The organism is Mesorhizobium sp. UC74_2 (assembly GCF_042701485.1).
GTDB lineage: Bacteria > Pseudomonadota > Alphaproteobacteria > Rhizobiales > Rhizobiaceae > Mesorhizobium.
In genome coordinates, this window is sequence record NZ_CP170562.1 from 2,952,637 (window position 1) to 2,968,225 (window position 15,589).

16 protein-coding genes and 1 pseudogene are annotated in these 15,589 nt (G+C 62.4%); 7 read left to right on the forward strand and 10 right to left on the reverse strand.

The window, feature by feature from the left end:
* Positions 1-18: 18 nt before the first annotated feature.
* The 3 genes from ACFJIU_RS14390 to ACFJIU_RS14400 form a co-directional block, all read right to left on the reverse strand.
* Positions 19-414 (reverse strand): GFA family protein, encoded by a 396-nt coding sequence (locus ACFJIU_RS14390; RefSeq protein WP_379072569.1) that lies wholly within the window; start codon positions 412-414, stop codon positions 19-21.
* Positions 415-509: 95 nt separating this feature from the next.
* Positions 510-995 (reverse strand): SRPBCC family protein, encoded by a 486-nt coding sequence (locus ACFJIU_RS14395; RefSeq protein WP_379072570.1) that lies wholly within the window; start codon positions 993-995, stop codon positions 510-512.
* A gap of 139 nt (positions 996-1,134) precedes the next feature.
* Positions 1,135-1,383 (reverse strand): ParB N-terminal domain-containing protein, encoded by a 249-nt coding sequence (locus ACFJIU_RS14400; protein WP_379072572.1) that lies wholly within the window; start codon positions 1,381-1,383, stop codon positions 1,135-1,137.
* Positions 1,384-1,518: 135 nt separating this feature from the next.
* On the opposite strand from ACFJIU_RS14400, the gene ACFJIU_RS14405 reads away from it, so the two are divergent.
* From ACFJIU_RS14405 to ACFJIU_RS14425, 5 genes are read left to right on the forward strand one after another with little or no spacing between them, the layout of a single operon-like run.
* Positions 1,519-3,165 carry a N,N-dimethylformamidase beta subunit family domain-containing protein gene (locus ACFJIU_RS14405; protein WP_379072574.1) on the forward strand — a complete coding sequence of 549 codons (1,647 nt, stop codon included), beginning with the start codon at positions 1,519-1,521 and terminating at the stop codon, positions 3,163-3,165.
* A gap of 35 nt (positions 3,166-3,200) precedes the next feature.
* Positions 3,201-4,541 (forward strand): aspartate aminotransferase family protein, encoded by a 1,341-nt coding sequence (locus ACFJIU_RS14410; protein WP_379072576.1) that lies wholly within the window; start codon positions 3,201-3,203, stop codon positions 4,539-4,541.
* A gap of 8 nt (positions 4,542-4,549) precedes the next feature.
* Positions 4,550-5,479, forward strand: coding sequence for a 3-keto-5-aminohexanoate cleavage protein (locus tag ACFJIU_RS14415; RefSeq protein ID WP_379072578.1), 930 nt, complete (start codon positions 4,550-4,552; stop codon positions 5,477-5,479).
* Positions 5,479-5,997 (forward strand): GNAT family N-acetyltransferase, encoded by a 519-nt coding sequence (locus ACFJIU_RS14420; RefSeq protein WP_379072580.1) that lies wholly within the window; start codon positions 5,479-5,481, stop codon positions 5,995-5,997. The genes ACFJIU_RS14415 and ACFJIU_RS14420 overlap by 1 nt, the downstream gene beginning before the upstream one ends.
* The gene (locus ACFJIU_RS14425; protein WP_379072582.1) at positions 5,994-7,025 is read left to right on the forward strand and encodes a histone deacetylase family protein; all 1,032 of its coding nucleotides are present in this window, start codon (positions 5,994-5,996) and stop codon (positions 7,023-7,025) included. Before ACFJIU_RS14420 ends, ACFJIU_RS14425 begins: the two co-directional genes overlap by 4 nt.
* A gap of 3 nt (positions 7,026-7,028) precedes the next feature.
* Here the strand turns inward: ACFJIU_RS14425 and ACFJIU_RS14430 are convergent.
* From ACFJIU_RS14430 to ACFJIU_RS14440, 3 genes and pseudogenes are all read right to left on the reverse strand, one after another.
* Positions 7,029-8,292, reverse strand: a pseudogene (locus ACFJIU_RS14430) (cysteine desulfurase-like protein).
* A gap of 151 nt (positions 8,293-8,443) precedes the next feature.
* A complete protein-coding gene (locus tag ACFJIU_RS14435; protein WP_379072584.1) occupies positions 8,444-9,505 on the reverse strand; it encodes an aldo/keto reductase in 1,062 nt (353 codons plus the stop codon).
* Positions 9,506-9,634: 129 nt separating this feature from the next.
* Complete coding sequence (locus ACFJIU_RS14440) at positions 9,635-10,096, reverse strand: hypothetical protein (RefSeq protein ID WP_379072585.1); 462 nt, start codon at positions 10,094-10,096, stop codon at positions 9,635-9,637.
* 300 nt (positions 10,097-10,396) lie between these two features.
* Here ACFJIU_RS14440 and ACFJIU_RS14445 point away from each other — a divergent pair, with 300 nt between their 5' ends.
* Positions 10,397-10,561, forward strand: a complete 165-nt coding sequence (locus ACFJIU_RS14445; protein WP_180882729.1) for a hypothetical protein — start codon at positions 10,397-10,399, stop codon at positions 10,559-10,561.
* Positions 10,562-10,595: 34 nt separating this feature from the next.
* Here ACFJIU_RS14445 and ACFJIU_RS14450 read toward each other — a convergent pair whose 3' ends face one another.
* Positions 10,596-11,114, reverse strand: coding sequence for a DUF1993 family protein (locus ACFJIU_RS14450; protein WP_379072587.1), 519 nt, complete (start codon positions 11,112-11,114; stop codon positions 10,596-10,598).
* Positions 11,115-11,241: 127 nt separating this feature from the next.
* On the opposite strand from ACFJIU_RS14450, the gene ACFJIU_RS14455 reads away from it, so the two are divergent.
* The gene (locus ACFJIU_RS14455; protein ID WP_379072589.1) at positions 11,242-12,282 is read left to right on the forward strand and encodes a DUF1176 domain-containing protein; all 1,041 of its coding nucleotides are present in this window, start codon (positions 11,242-11,244) and stop codon (positions 12,280-12,282) included.
* A gap of 17 nt (positions 12,283-12,299) precedes the next feature.
* Here ACFJIU_RS14455 and ACFJIU_RS14460 read toward each other — a convergent pair whose 3' ends face one another.
* The 3 genes from ACFJIU_RS14460 to ACFJIU_RS14470 all read right to left on the reverse strand — a co-directional run bounded on the left by ACFJIU_RS14460 (position 12,300) and on the right by ACFJIU_RS14470 (position 15,582).
* Positions 12,300-13,151, reverse strand: coding sequence for an alpha/beta hydrolase family protein (locus tag ACFJIU_RS14460; RefSeq protein ID WP_379073099.1), 852 nt, complete (start codon positions 13,149-13,151; stop codon positions 12,300-12,302).
* A 101-nt stretch (positions 13,152-13,252) separates the two neighbouring features.
* Complete coding sequence (locus ACFJIU_RS14465) at positions 13,253-14,881, reverse strand: NTP transferase domain-containing protein (protein WP_379072591.1); 1,629 nt, start codon at positions 14,879-14,881, stop codon at positions 13,253-13,255.
* Positions 14,878-15,582, reverse strand: a complete 705-nt coding sequence (locus ACFJIU_RS14470) for an XdhC family protein (protein ID WP_379072593.1) — start codon at positions 15,580-15,582, stop codon at positions 14,878-14,880. The genes ACFJIU_RS14465 and ACFJIU_RS14470 overlap by 4 nt, the downstream gene beginning before the upstream one ends.
* Between the last annotated feature and the right edge of the window lie 7 nt (positions 15,583-15,589).

Here is a 15,589-nt window from a genome sequence, read left to right on the forward strand (position 1 = left end):
GGCACGTCCAGCCGTGGTCTACGCTGGCGGCGGCGCGCCCTCGAACTGCGGCAAGCCGTCATCGATCACGAGCCAGCGCTGCTTTGAAGCGATGAAGATGTGCATGTCGGGAGAGAACACGGCCGGATCGTCGAGCGACCCCGAAGTCACGCCCATGACCCCCGCCTTGTCGCGACGCGAGAACATGGTCGTGCCGCAATGTGGACAGAAGCCGCGCCTGATCTCCGCAGAAGAGCTGACCATGGCCAGAGGCCCTTCGACAGTCACCGCATCGATGTGAAACAGAAGCCGTGCATTGAACGCCGCGCCGATCGCTTTCTGGCACAGGCGGCAATGGCAGACGCGCTGATTGATCGGTTCGCCTTCGGCCGAATAGCGCACAGCACCGCACAGGCAACCACCCTGGTATTTCATTGTCGTTCCGGCTTCTCGAGAAAGGAACGGCACGGTAGCCTGCCGCTCCATGCCGTCAAATGAAAAGCTGTGATGTGCCCTATTCGCGCGGTCGATCAAAGCGTTCTGGCCAAGGCCTCGAGCTGGTCCGCACAGATGCCCCACCCTTCGTGAAAACCCATCTGCTCATGCTGCTCGCGATCGGCGGCATTCCAGTGCCGGACGCGCGCAATGTAGCGGGTCTTGCCAGCGCCTTCGTCCTCGAAGGTCAACACGACGGTCATGAAAGGCTTCTGTGAAGGCTGCCAGTCGCCGATATAGGCATCGGTAAACACGAGCTTCCTACCGGGGACCACTTCCAGATATTGGCCCGCGTTCGGGAACTCGCTGCCGTCCGGGCCCGCCATCACCACCAGGGATGCGCCACCGGCGCGCAGATCCACTTCGGCACGCGGCGTTGTCCACGGTTTCGGGGCAAACCACCGCGTCATCAGCTTCGGGTTGGTCCAGCAGCGGTAGACGGCTTCGCGCGGCGCATCGATGATGCGGGCCAGAACCAGTTCGTTCTCCGACGATGGTGCAATGTCAAGTTTGGTAGCCATGGTCATTCTCTCCTAAATGGGTTGATTTCGATCTTCCCACCGAGGACGGACGGCCGGCCCCCAACCCGACATCGTTGCCGAAAAAATTGGCGAACAATCCGAAAACAGGATTCATTTCAGAAGCTTGCAAGCAAAAGCGTCAGTGCTTTCTCGCCTGCACCAGATACGCGTCGATCGCTTCCTCACCAAGCCACTTCGCCGCTTCCAGCCGATGCAAGCCCTCGACGAGCACATGGCGCTTGCCATCGTGTCTAACCTGGATCGGCATTTTCATGCCGTTCTCCAGAATGTCTTCGGCAAGATGGCGGACGGTTTCAGGGTGCAATGTCTTGCGTCGTGCCGTCGGCACATAGATGTCGTCGATCTTCACCCTGTGCACTCTCAGCATGGCGGCTCCCGCAAAACATCTCTCCGTCTTAGATAGTCGGTTTACACGCCAGCACCAAGCAGTTGCTGGCCCGATGCTTTCCATTTGACGCCCCGCGAGGCGATGGTCGAAATGGCGGCGACGCACGGGCCTGCCATGAATCGATCGCCTTCGACATTTCCAGACTTCGGGTTGACCCCGCAGCAGCGCCACGCCGCCGTGAGAAGCCATTACTATGAGAAACCGGGCATGGATGGCGTCCGCGGCGAGATCTGGGCCTATACCGATCACTTGTCCTATCGTCCGGGAGAGATCGTGCGGCTGCAGGTCAGTGCGACGGCGGCGCGCTTTTCAATCGAGATCGTTCGTGACGGCGGCATGGAAGTCGCGGTTTTCAATCAGGCTGACATCGACTGCCATTGGCAGGACACCCCTGAACACTGTTCGGTGGAAGGTTGCGGCTGGGAGACCTCCTACGAGTTTGCAGTCGGTATCGATTGGCCGTCCGGCGCCTACAGGATGACGCTAACGGCGCGAGGCCGTGACGAGCAGCCGATCCAGTATCGACATCTCTTCATTGTCGCACCGAAAGCAGGCAAAAGAAGCGGTCGGATTCTCCAGGTGGCGGCGACCGGAACCTGGCTGGCCTACAACACCTGGGGCGGCTCCAATCACTACGAAGGCATCACCGGACCGAACGGCAACCAGTATTCGCCGGTCGTGTCGATCGAGCGGCCGTGGTGCCGCGGTTTCGTCACGCTGCCGCCGGAGGCCCCGCGCGTGCCGCATGGCGTGTCCATGCCGCCGAAGACCGCGCCGCGCTATCCGCATATGGAATGGGCCTACGCCACCGGTCACTCAAAGAAGTATACGTCGTCCGGCTGGGCAAGCTATGACAGCCACTTCTTCCGTTTCGCGGAACGCAGCGGCTATGCGATAGACCTTGCCAGCCAGCACGATCTGCACTTCACCCCCGAGATCCTCGACGGCTACGATTGTGTCGTCTTCGTCGGGCACGACGAATACTGGACGTGGGAGATGCGCGACGCCGTCGACGCCTATGTTGAAGGAGGCGGTCACGCCGCGCGCTTCGCCGGCAATTTCATGTGGCAGACGCGGCTGGAGAACGAGGGCCGACGACAGGTCTGCTACAAATACCGCGCCCGCGCTGAAGACCCGGTCTACAACGGCGGCGACGTTCAGCGTGCCACCCATTCGTGGGAAGCTCCGGAAATCGGCAGGCCGGGGGCGGAAACATTCGGATTGAATGCCACACGCGGTCTTTATGCCGGCTGGGGCGGCTGCGCACCCCGTGGCGCGCGCGGCTTTCCGATCCATCGGCCCGAGCATTGGGCTTTCGCCGGAACCGGTCTCTACTACGGCGACCTGCTCGGCGCCGACAGTCATATCTTCGGTTATGAGGTGGATGGCCTGGAGCATGAAATCCGTGGCGGGCTGCCCTACCCGACCGCCGGCAGCGGCGCGCCAGCCGGCCTGGAGATCCTCGCCGTCGGCATGGCATCCCAGGTTGAAGAAAGCGCCGATATCGCACCGGAGGATCAGTTTCTCGGCGACGAAGACGGGCGCTTCAGTGCCGAAACCCTTTTTGGCGAGGCGAGCGACGCCAATCTCGACAAGGTCAAGCGCGCGAACGGCATGATCGTCTCCTTCCAGCGCGGCAAGGGCGAGGTCTTCCATGCCGGTAGTTGCGAGTGGGTGGCCGGACTGCTGCGCCAGGATGCCATGGTCGAGCGCGTGACGGCCAATGTGCTTGACCGTTTCCTCGGCGCGCGATCCTCATGACCGCGACACCCACAAGATCCTCCGCTGGAGCTTCCGTGACAAAACCCAACCTCTTCCATTTCACCCGACTGCCGCGCCCGACCGTGGATCGCGCGGCCGGCATCTATTTGTGGGACAGCCAAGGCCGCCGCTACATCGACGGCTCGAGCGGGGCGGTGAACGTCAATGTCGGTCATGGCAACCAGGCTGTGATCGACGCGATGAAGCGGCAGATGGATCGCGTCAGCTTCGCCTACACCATCCATTTCGAAAGCGAACCGGCACTCGCGCTGGGGCGTGAACTGGCGCAACGCCTGCCGACAGGGCTGGACCGCATCTACTTCGTTTCCGGCGGTTCCGAGGCAGTGGAAGCCAGCCTGAAGCTCGCGCGGCAATGGGCCGTCGCCACGCACCAGCCCGGGCGCTGGAAAATCATCGGACGCATGCCGTCCTATCACGGCATCACCATCGGTTCGCTTGGTGTCACCGGCGACGAAGTCCTGACACCTGCCTTCACGCCCATCGGCAGATCGATGCCGCTGGTGCCGGCGCCTTTCGTGCACCGGGACAAGGATAACCTGACGCTTGAGCAGCGTGGGCTGCGCTATGCCGACATGCTCGAGGACAAGATCATCGAAGAAGGCGCCGACAGCGTGCTCGCCTTCATCATGGAACCGATCGGTGGCGCGGCGACCGCTGCCCTGGTGCCGCCCGACAGCTACTTCGCCCGTATCCGTGAAATCTGCGACCGGCACGGCATCCTGCTCATCCACGACGAGGTGATGACCGGCATTGGCCGTACCGGTCGCTTCCTCGGCGGCGATCACTGGAGCTGCCGGCCGGATATTGTCGTGCTCTCCAAGGGGCTGTCGTCAGGCTATGCGCCGTTGGGTGCGATCGCAGCAACCGAAGCGATTGTCGGCCCGGTGCTTGCCATGGGCGGCTTCCTGCATGGCCATACCTATGGCGGCAATCCCGTCGCCACGGCTGCAGGTCTTGCCGTGCTTGGCGAGATCGACAGGCTTGATCTCACCAGGAACGCCGCCGCCATGGGCGAGGTCCTGGAAGGGGAACTGCAGGCCTTGACGAAGCGTTTCCCCTTCGTGGCCGACGTGCGCGGCAAAGGCCTGTTGCTCGGCGCCGAGCTTTATGCCGACGCGATCGCGAAAACACCGCTGCCGCGCGAGCACAATGCCAATATGCGACTCATCGACCTTGCCTTCGAACGCGGGCTGATCATCTATTCGCGCCGGGTGCGTGGTGGGCCGGAGAGCGACAATTTCATGGTCTGCCCGCCCCTGATCGTCACGCAAGAACAGATCGGCGAGATCGTCGATGTGCTGGGCGGCAGCCTGCAAGCCCTGGCCGATGAACTCGGCCTGCCGGTCAATTCCTGAGGATCGCCATGGCGTCGAACAAAGTCATCATCACCTGTGCCGTCACCGGTTCGGTGCATACACCGACCATGTCGCCGTACCTGCCAATCACGCCGGACCAGGTCGCTGCGGATGCCATTGCCGCGGCCGAGGCCGGCGCGTCGATCCTGCATCTGCATGCGCGCGATCCGAAAGATGGTCGTCCGACTGCGGATCCGGCCGTGTTCATGCAGTTCCTGCCCCGCATCAAGCAGGCGACCGAGGCAGTGGTGAACATCACCACCGGCGGCTCCTCGCTGATGAGTCTGGACGAACGCCTGGCGGCGCCTTTGCAGGCCGAGCCGGAAATGTGTTCGCTCAATATGGGATCGATGAATTTCGCCTTGTTCCCGATGCTCGACAAGCCACGTGACTGGCAGCACGAATGGGAACCGAAGCTGCTGGAGGCGACCCGGCATACCATTTTCAAGAACACTCTCGCCGACATGGAGACCATCCTCGACAAACTCGGCAAAGGATGCGGCACACGCTTCGAATTCGAATGCTACGATGTCGGCCACCTCTATTCGCTCGCCCATTTCAGGGACCGGGGGCTGGCGCAAGGTCCTCTCTTCATTCAGTTCGTGCTGGGCATTCTCGGTGGGATCGGTGCCGATCCTGAAAACCTCCTCCACATGAAGCGGATTGCCGACAAGCTGTTCGGCAGCGACTACAGGTTCTCCGTGCTCGCGGCCGGACGCCAGCAGATGCCGCTGATCTCGATGGCAGCCGCCATGGGCGGCAATGTCCGTGTCGGCCTCGAGGATAGTCTCTACGATGGCCGCGCGCTGGCAAAATCCAATGCCGATCAGGTCAGGCGCATCCGTGGAATACTCGAAGGCCTGTCGCTGGAAGTCGCAACGCCCGCCGAAGCGCGCCAGATGCTGGCGCTCAAGGGTGGTGACCGGGTGGCGTTCTGATGAGCAATATGAAACAAGCGACAGTTCACATCCGCCCTGCTCGTCCCGAGGATACCAACAATATCCATGCGGGCCTGCTGGGCATCGCCGAGACGGTCGGCGAACTGCACAAGGTGCGCTCGACGCCCGACGACATCCGCCGCGATGGTTTTGGCGACAGGCCGCATTTCCAGGTCCTGATCGCAGAAATCGATTCAGAATTCGCCGGCATGTGCCTGTATTTTCCTATCTATTCCACCTGGAGGGGACGGCCCGGCGCCTTTGTCCAGGATCTTTTTGTCGGCGAGGCTTTCCGCGGCAAGAAGGTTGGCGAGAAGCTGCTGCGACGTCTGGCGCGACAGGTCAATGACGACGGTGGTGTCTATCTGGAGCTCGCGGTCGATACCGGCAATTTCGGTGCCCAGCGCTTCTATGATCGCATCGGCATCACCCATCAGGACGACGACCAGGTCCACAGGATCATCGGCGATGCGTTCATCGCCTTTGCCACAGCCAAGGATTTCGGGGACGAGACGTGAGAGCTTTTTACGCCGACGAACAGAAACGTCATGATCCGAAGGCCTTTCTTTCCAGCGGCGCACCGCAGCCCAATCCGGAACAGCCGGAACGTGTCGAGCACCTGAGGACCGGCGCGATCGCCGCCGGATGCTCGGTCGAACGGCCGCGCGATCACGGGCTTGGACCGATAGCTGCCGTCCACACGCCGGAATATCTCGATTTCCTCGAGCACATTTTCGAGCGCTGGCAGCGCATCGAGGGGGCCTCCGCGGAAGTGATCCCGAACATCCACCCGCTCGCGCGCACCGGCTCCTATCCTGCCTCGGCTGTCGGTCAGGCTGGCTACCATATGGCCGACACCGCCTGCCCGATCTCAAAGGATACCTGGAACAGCGCGCTGTGGAGCGCCTGGAGTGCCGTGGATGCGGCTGAAGTGGTGCTTTCGGGCGAGCCCGCCGCCTACGCGCTTTGCCGACCGCCTGGCCACCACGCTTTCGCCGATGTGGCCGGAGGCTTCTGTTTCGTCAACAATTCGGCCGTGGCCGCACAGGTGCTGCGCAGGCAGGCGGCACGGGTGGCGATCCTCGATGTCGACCTGCATCATGGCAACGGCACGCAAGGGATCTTCTACGCCCGGCCCGACGTCCTGACAGTCTCGATCCACGCCGACCCGGTGCGCTTCTATCCATTCTTCTGGGGGCATGCCGATGAACGCGGCGAAGGTCCGGGCCTGGGCTACAACCTCAACCTGCCCCTGCCCCGCAAATCCCGCGACGAGGCTTTCCTCGAGGCACTTCAGGCTGCCTTCCGCCGAATCCGCAGCTTTGCGCCCGATGCCCTTGTCATCGCACTCGGTCTCGACGCTTTCGAAGGCGATCCCTTCGGCGGCCTGTCGGTCTCGACGCCTGGCTTCGCACGTATTGGCGAGGCGATCGCCAGGCTCGGCCTGCCGACGGTGATCGTGCAGGAGGGCGGCTATCTGTGCGATGCGCTCGGCGCCAACCTGACCAGCTTCCTCACCGGCTTCGGCAGCGGCCATCGGCGATAGCAGTCAGCGCTGCTGCCGCAGCATGGCGATGGTGCGTGTCACGCTGTCAACCGTCTCGCCGATTTCGGCTGCGGTGTTGTAGTGTGCGATGCCGATGCGCACGACGCCCTGGTCGGCAGGAATGCCAAGCTGGTGGACAATCTCCCAGGCGTAGTTGTGGCCCGACCACAGGAAGATGCCTTCGGCATTCATGGGTCTGACGATGCTTTCCGGCACGATCCCTTCGACCGTGAATGAAACGGTCGGAACCCGCTCATGCACGCGTGCCTTGTCGGTGATGCCGTGGATGGTCAGCCCATCGATCGTGGAAAGCCCGTCGATCAACTGCAGCGCGAGGGCATTTTCATAGGCTATGGATGCGCCGAATGCGGCCGCGACCTTCTCGCGCCGTGAGCCCCTCGAGCCGGTCTGTTCGCCCAGCCGCTCGAAATGATCGATCGTTGCGGTCAATCCCGCCATCAGCTCGATCTGCGGTGTGCCGAGCTCGAAGCGCTCGGGCAGATCATTGGAAGAGCACCGGCATTTGTAGGGCTTCAGCGCCTCGATGACCGTGCGCCTGCCCCACAGGATGCCCATATGCGGGCCGAAGAACTTGTAAGCCGAGCAGACGCAGGAAGTCGCAGCCGATTTCGCTGACATCGACAAGCCCATGCGGCGCGAACTGTACGGCATCGACATAGACAAGCGCGCCGGCGTCCCTGGCAATCCGGCTGAGCTCCCGCACCCGATTGATCGAACCGGTGAGATTGGAGGCGTAGTTCAATGCCACCAGCCGCGTGCGATCGTTGAGCAGTGCTGCCAAGGCGGCCGGTTCTACCTGCCAGCTTTCCTGATCGAAAGGCAGCCAGCGTACGACAAGGCCGCGGTCCTCAGCCAATTGCAGCCAGGGCGAGACATTGCCCTCATGATCCATGCGCGTGAGGATGATTTCGTCGCCCGGCGCGAAGTCTCGGCCAAGCGTGCGTGACAGGTGATAGGTCAGCGTCGTCATGTTGGCGCCGACGATGATCTCCTGTGCCGTTTCCGCGCCGAGGAAATCCGCCATCGCGGCGTGGGCATCATCCACCACCTTCTGTGCGGCCAGGGTCGTCTCGAAGAAACCACCGAGATTGGCATTGGTGCTGAGCAGGCATTGTGACACCGCATCAGCGACCGATTTCGGCACTTGTGTGCCGGCCGGATTGTCGAGATAGATGCGTCGGCGGCCGCTATCGGTCAGCGAAAGTGCCGGGAATGCAGCACGCACGGCTTCAATCGGAAAATCCATCCTGTCCTCGCTCAATCTGTCGGACCTTCATGCTGCATCCGAAAACATGCGACTAGAGCAATCCCAGCAAAAGTGTGCAGCGGTTTTACGTCTGGAATTGCGTATAAACAAAGAGGCACAATGTTTCCGTGCTTCCGCTAAGGCGGAAACGCTAGGGACAGGGATTGCCGACGCGCTGATGCACGGCATCGACGGCTTTCTGCATCTCTTCTGTCCAGGCCATATCGGCGCAGCCGAGCGCCGTCTCGAGCTGGGCGATGCTGGTTGCACCGATGATGCTCGACGTGACGAAGGGACGGCTGATCACATATGCGCCTGCAAAGAGCGCCGGCTCCATGCCGAACGAACGGGCCAGTTCATTGTACTCCAGCAGCACAGCGGCGGCGTTCGGTGTCTGGTAGCGTTGGCCGCGGTTGAACAGTTGCGAGCGTGAGCCTGCCGGAAGCGCACCATGGTCATATTTGCCGGTGAGATAGCCCTGCGCCAGCGGCGAGTAGGCCAACAACGAGACATCTTCGCGGGCGCAGACTTCGGCGAGGTTCACCTCGAAGGTGCGGTTGACGAGGTTGTAGGCATTCTGCAGCGAGACGACGCGAGGCCCCAAGCCGCTGTCGCTTTCGGCGAGGAAACGCATCGTGCCCCAGGAACTTTCGTTCGACAGGCCGAAATGACGGATCTTCCCGGCTTTCACGAGCTCGTCGAAGACGGCCAGCGTCTCGCCGATCGGGGTTTCCCCGCCGCCGGGAGAATCCGCGCGCGGCGACGTACCGCCAATCCGCGTGGGATTGGCACCCCACGGCACATCGCGATCCGGCCAGTGGATCTGGTAGAGGTCGACATGGTCGGTGCCGAGCCTGGCCAGCGATTTGTCGATGGCGTCGAAGATATCCGCGCGCACCAGCCTGGAGGTACGACCGCCGCGGAACCATTCGCTGGCCGTACGGCCAACCACCTTGGTGGCCAGAACGACCTTGTCGCGGTTGCCACGCGCCTTCATCCAGCTGCCGATGATCGTTTCGGTGCGCCCTTGCGTCTCCGCCTTGGGCGGGATCGGATAGAGTTCGGCCGTATCGATGAAGTTGACGCCATGCGCGAAGGCCAGGTCCAGCTGCGCGTGCCCTTCGGTTTCGGTGTTCTGCTGGCCCCAGGTCATGGAACCCAGGCAGATCCTTGAGACAAGAATATCTGTCCGGCCGAGACGGCTTTTCTGCATTTTTTCTCCGGAGAGGGTCTGCAGCCGCGAGTATGCGGCAATGCGTGGATGGGGGAAGCCCAGCATAGGCAGGCCCGACTTGCAGGCCAAGCCCTGCGAGGCTTCAGGAAAGGCGTGAGACGAAGCGCATTAACGGCGACGCGTGGCAGCCAGGGCTTTTTTCTTGGCGTCGTCGATCAGCATATTGGCCACCTGCATGCGGATCATGGCGCGTTGCCGCAGGTGCGGCGCGACGCGGTCCGGATGATTGGTGAAAGCGAAGTCGCGACGCAGGCGTGCGAGATCAGCGGCCGTCGCAATGCGGCCGAGCCCGAGTTCTGAAGCAATTGCCTCGGGATCGATCGGCGGGAGGACCTCCTCCGGCTTGGGATGTTCGTCTGCCAGCGCGACGCGTGCCTGGTCGAGCAGAGCCGAGAACTCGGCGGCCAGGTCAGCGCCGCTCTCACGATATTCGGCTGCCACTGCCTCGCCCGACACCTTGATACGGCCGGAATGCAGTTCATCGACGACGGAAAGATAGTCGAAGGGAATGGACGGCTTGGCGCCGACTTCGTCTGCTTCACTGGAAGCGACAAAGAGATCGTCGAGCAAGGAAGCGAAATCCTGCTTGGCTCCGGTAGCGATGTCAGCCTCCCAGCAATGCGCGCCCAACCGAACGTGCGCGGACGATACATCCGGCTCGTTAAAAATGCATGCCATCGGCGGCGGGATTTTTAGCGGCCGGCTCGCCGGGTCGAAGCCACAGCGAAGGCATCCCCGAGGTGCCGTGCGGCGGGCTGCGACATATTGTGCGGCGCAGCATAAAACCGGACACTGCGGCAATGCTGCACTGCAACAATGGTCATGAATCACCTATATGAAGGATGGGAGGACCAACCGGAGCCAAGAACCATGGGGTTCTTCACCGAGATGTTCGCCCGCCCGCGCCCGCAGGAGCAGGTGCGCTATCGCGCCTCGTTGGCGCTTATCTATGCAATGAGCCGCGCCGACCGTGCCGAAGCCGGCATCAAGCCGGCGGACTTTCCGCGCATCGCCCGAATCCCCGCGCTTCGCTGACCGTCGCCATCAATGGGAACAGCGACCCGACACTTCATACTCGCGATTGCCCCCCGCTGATGAAGGTGACCTTGCCCAGGGGTACCCCATTGTGGCGCAGGATGTCGTAAGCGGTGGTGACGTGGAAATAGAAGTTGGGCATGGCGAAATGCAGCAGATATTGCAGGCCAGGCATTGAAAGCTGCCGGCCACCCAGGCGAAGCTCGACCGTCTTTTCCTCGGAGCCCGCGATGTCCTGCGTCGTGAACGTCGCCAGATAATCCGTGGTGCGGCCGATGCGGGCGTGCAGGTCGTCGAAAGTCTGCTCGTCGTCCTCGAAGCGCGGCGCATCACGTCCGGCCAGCCTTGAGCTTGCGCCCTTGGCATGATCGGTTGCGATCTGCACCTGCCGGGTCAGCGGGTACATGTCTGGCGCCAGACGTGCAAAAAGAAGGACTTCCGGATCGATCTTGCGTTCGGCCGCGTTCTGTTCGGCGGCGTTCAATACGCCGGCCAATGCCTTCAGCCTGGCTTGGAACACCGCGACCGATGCATCATACATGGATATCGCCATGGCCATCTTCCCTTCTGCCCAGGCCAAGACGTAGCGCTTCCAGCGACGATTCTTCAAGTGTCGTCTGGCCGTCACGTGCCTGCCTCATTCAACATCGAAGCTGCTCGCGTCGAGTGGAGATTCTCCGATGAAAAGCGCTTTTTTCACAGCGACCGCAGCCATCGGCCTCGTCCTGTTCGGTCAGGTCGCAAGAGCCGCGGAGCCAACCTATCTTGACGACCGCAGCGACGCCGCCGCCGTTATCCGGTCGCTTTACAATGCGATCAACCGCCACGAATACGCGCGCGCCTGGGACTATTTCGGCGACACCAAACCGGCCAAGGATTTCGACGGTTTCGCCAAAGGTTACGAAGGTACCGAAACAGTCGAAGTGGTGACCGGCAACGCAGGCAGTGAGGGTGCTGCCGGCAGCATCTACTACACCATTCCGGTCGCCATCCGCGCCGTAGACAAGGCCGGCAACGGCAAGATCTTCGCAGGCTGCTACACATTGCGGCAGGTCAATGCAGAGATTCAGGCTCCGCCCTTCAGCCCGATCCGCATCGAGAAAGGCGACCTCAAGCCTTCCGACAAGGAGTTCGGCGAGGCGCTGCCGGAAAGTTGCGGCGACAGCCCGCCAATCCCGAAAAAGGATGCGGAGCTGGATCAGGCGAAACGAGCTTTTCTCGCGAGCTATGCCGAGGAGTGCGATCAGGAAGGGCCTGCTGGCCGCCAGATCGGCGATCCCACCATCTACAGCATCAGCTACAAGCCTTCGGACGATCAGCCGGACAGGACGGTGCGGCTGTTTCAGTTCTTCTGCTCGATGGCTGCCTACAATGAGAGTTCCATCTACTATTTCTCGGATGCAGAGCAGAGCGTGAACCAGCTACAGTTCGCGGTGCCGGAGCTCGACATCCGGTATGAAAACGGCAATACCGAAGGCAAGGTCGAGCATATCGGCGTCATCGGGTTCCGCACCGTCGACCGACTCATCAACTCCGGCTACGATGAAAACGCTCACACGCTCGTTTCTCACGACAAATGGCGCGGTGTCGGTGATGCCTCATCGAGCGGCACCTACCTGTTTCGCAACGGGGCGTTCGCCCTGGTCCAGTACGACGTCGACGCGAGCTACGACGGCGAGGTCAACCCGGAAACGGTGATCGACTACAACACCGCGCCCTGACCAACCATCGGTCCGGTCTATCTGGTGCGCGACAGCATCCAGTTCAGCGTCTCGCGCCAGTCGGTCATGCGGATCGGCGTGCCATGTGTACCGGTTTCGAAGCGCACGAAACGGGTCGGATAAGCCTTCGACCTGGCAAGGATCGAACGGAAGAAAGCTTCCTGGTTTTCAACGGGAAAGACCGGATCCTTGCTGCCCTGTCCAAAAAACACCGGCACACGACGCTTGAAAGCAGGGCTGGCGAAGAAACTCTCGTCCCACAGCGATCCAAGCAACAGCAGCCCGTCGATGCGATTGCCGGTGTCCGCGCGGCCCGCCAGCTTCCAGCACAGCGCTCCGCCCATCGAGCCGCAGGCGACGAAGATCTTCGCGCCGGGCGAACGCTCGGCGTAGTAGTCGATCAGCGCAGCCACCTGCCCCGCCCCCTTGTCTCCGAAGTCGGTGAAATCCGGCGACAGATAGAGGCCGCCATTGTTGGCCATCAGGTTCTTGAGACGATTGAAGTTGCCGCCGAAGGTGAAATCATCGACGCCCTGCTTACGGCTGCCGCCTTGCCCATGCAGGTAAAGCACGATGATGGCGGCCCGTTCTGTCTTGCCAACCGCGACGTGGCGCAGCGTGCCCATGTCGGTCTTCAGCGCCAGATCCTGCTGCACATTGCGCACATCGGTCGACGTGTATTGGGGATGTACGCGTCGTTCCGGCACCGCGTCGCGCTCATTGATATCGCGCATCTCGCGATAGTCGATCACACGATAGACGTCGCCCTTCTCCGCGGAAAGAATACCGGGATAGGCAAAGAGCTCATCCTTGAACGGCTTCAGCGTTTGCGCGTGCGCAAAAACCACCGTCGAAGCGGAAAACAGCATAACCGCCAGCGCAAGGCAAAGTCCCCTCGCAAGACCTGGCGTGAGAGAAGAGAAGACGGTCACGTTCATGCGAGAGGGTTGCGTTGCCGCAGGCCCTCTTGTCAATCCTGCAACACGCCGCCGGCCTCGGCGAGCGCCTCGCGCGTGTCGACGTCAACGAAGGCAGCGGCACCGATCTCGACATCGATGACGTCCAGTCCCTCCGCTTCAACCAGATGGCGCGCACCGGTGTCGCCCTCAAGATGACCGACGGCAGCGAACAGGGAACGCGGCAGGATCACGGGGTTGCCGCGGCGCCCGTCATGCGAGGCGCGGACCACCGAACGGCCACCGGAGGTGCGAAAGGCATCGATCAGCCGGTCGAGATCCACAGGCGATACGCCAGGCATGTCGCCGAGCATCACCAGTACGCCGGCGGCGTCATCGGCGAGCACGGCGACACCAGCCCTTAGCGAGGTCGACAGGCCTTCCCTGAAATGCACATTTTCGACAAAAGAGGCTTTGAGACCCGCGAGCGCATTTTTCACCCGCTCGGCCTGATGCCCAGTGACCACGATGACGCCGTTTGCCTTCGAGGCCAGGGCTCGTTCCGCACTCTGCCGCACCAGCGGCTTGCCGCCGAACAGCGCGAGCAGTTTGTTCGGCCCATCCATGCGGCTGGAGCGGCCGGCAGCCAGCAGCACAATCGGCACCTTCAGCGCCACCTCTTTCGCCTCGCCCTTGCCGGTGGCAAGTTCGCGCGGCTGCGGCCGGGTCGGGATCTCCATCAAGAGCCCACCAACACCCATGCCGGCGATGTCCTCGTTCGTCACCGGAATGCCGGTCATCAGTCGATCCAGCACCCAGTCGAAACCGTTCAGCTTCGGGCTGCGCGCACAGCCCGGCGCGCCGAGTACGGGTTTTCCATGCCGCTCGCCCAGCACGAAAAGATTGCCCGGGTCGACCGGCATACCGGAGCGGTGGACGATGCCGCCGGCGGCGCGGATCGCCGCCGGGATAACGTCCTCATTGGGATCACTCATCGCCGAAGCGCCGAATACCAGCACCATATCGCTGTCGTCCGACAGTTGCTCGATGGCGCGAGCGACATCCGGAGCAGCATGCGGCGTGCGAATCTCGCCGGAGATCGAACTGCCGGTTCGCTCCAGGCGTTCCTCCGTGACCTGAAGGGTCTTGTCCAGCACGCTGCTCTTGATCGAAGGAAGGACTGTCTGCACCACCCCCACCCTGAGGGGTGTGTAGGAATGCATGCGGAAGGCTTCTCGCCCGCGCCCCAGTTCCAGAGCACGCTCCAGCATACTTTCCGGGACGGCAAAGGGGATGATCTTGATCGTCGCCACCATCTGCCCCTCCAGCATCGGCGCGAAGGGCGGCATGGTGGCGATGGTAATGTCGGGATCGACCAGGTTGATGGCATCGATCAATTGCCTGTCGACCGTGAAGACCCCGGAGACGGCGGCATGAAGATTGACGCGGCCGGTGGCGGCAGGTTTCGCCTCGATGCCGGCGAAGGAAAGTCCTGAGGCCAGTCGTTCGGCCGCGGCATTTTCCTCGACGTCATCGGCAGCGAGGACCGCGACGATTACGTCGCGCAACCCGGCAGCCCGCATCGCGGCGATGTCTTCGGCGGAGAGCACGCGGGCCTTGCGCAAGCGCCTGTCACCGATCATCGTCGAATGCGCCAGGATGGCACCCTCGGCTTCCTCCAGCGGCACCGGACCGAATTTCACGCTGCTTCGCCCTTGCGCTGAAGGCCACGCGACCGGAAAGCGTCGATCACCTCGGCCAGGACCGCCACCGCGATTTCGGCCGGGCTCGCCGCCCCGATGTCGACGCCGATCGGCGAATGGATGCGTGCGATATCGTCTGCAGCCGCTCCCAAGGCCAAAAGGCGCTCTACACGTTTGGCGTGCGTCTTGCGGCTGCCGAGAGCACCGACATAGAAGCAGCGCGCATCGAGCGCGGCCTTCAATGCGAAATCGTCGATCTTGGGGTCATGTGTGACGGCGGCGAGCGCCGTGTAGCCATCAAGCGGCTGCCGCGCCAGAACATCCTGCGGCCACTCGGCATGCAGCGAAACGTCGGGAAAGCGATCCGGCGTGGCGAATGCAGTGCGCGGATCGATGATCTCGACCGGATAGCCGGCAATCCTGGCCATCGGCGCAAGCGCCTGGCTGATATGGACGGCGCCGATCACCACCAGACGCGGTTGCGGCAGATGGGCGTTGAGGAAGAAGGTGCGGCCCTCGGCCTCGACAGAGCCGGACAATCCGGTGCGGAAAGCCCTTTCGATGGCAGCGCCGAGTTCTCCCGCCACTGTATCGCCTTCGCGCACGACGCGGTCGCGCCCATCGCCAAGATCGGTCACCAGCACCGCCGCGCGGCGTGCGCGGCGCTCTGCGTTCAATGTCTTGAGGACATAGGGATCCATGATGCCC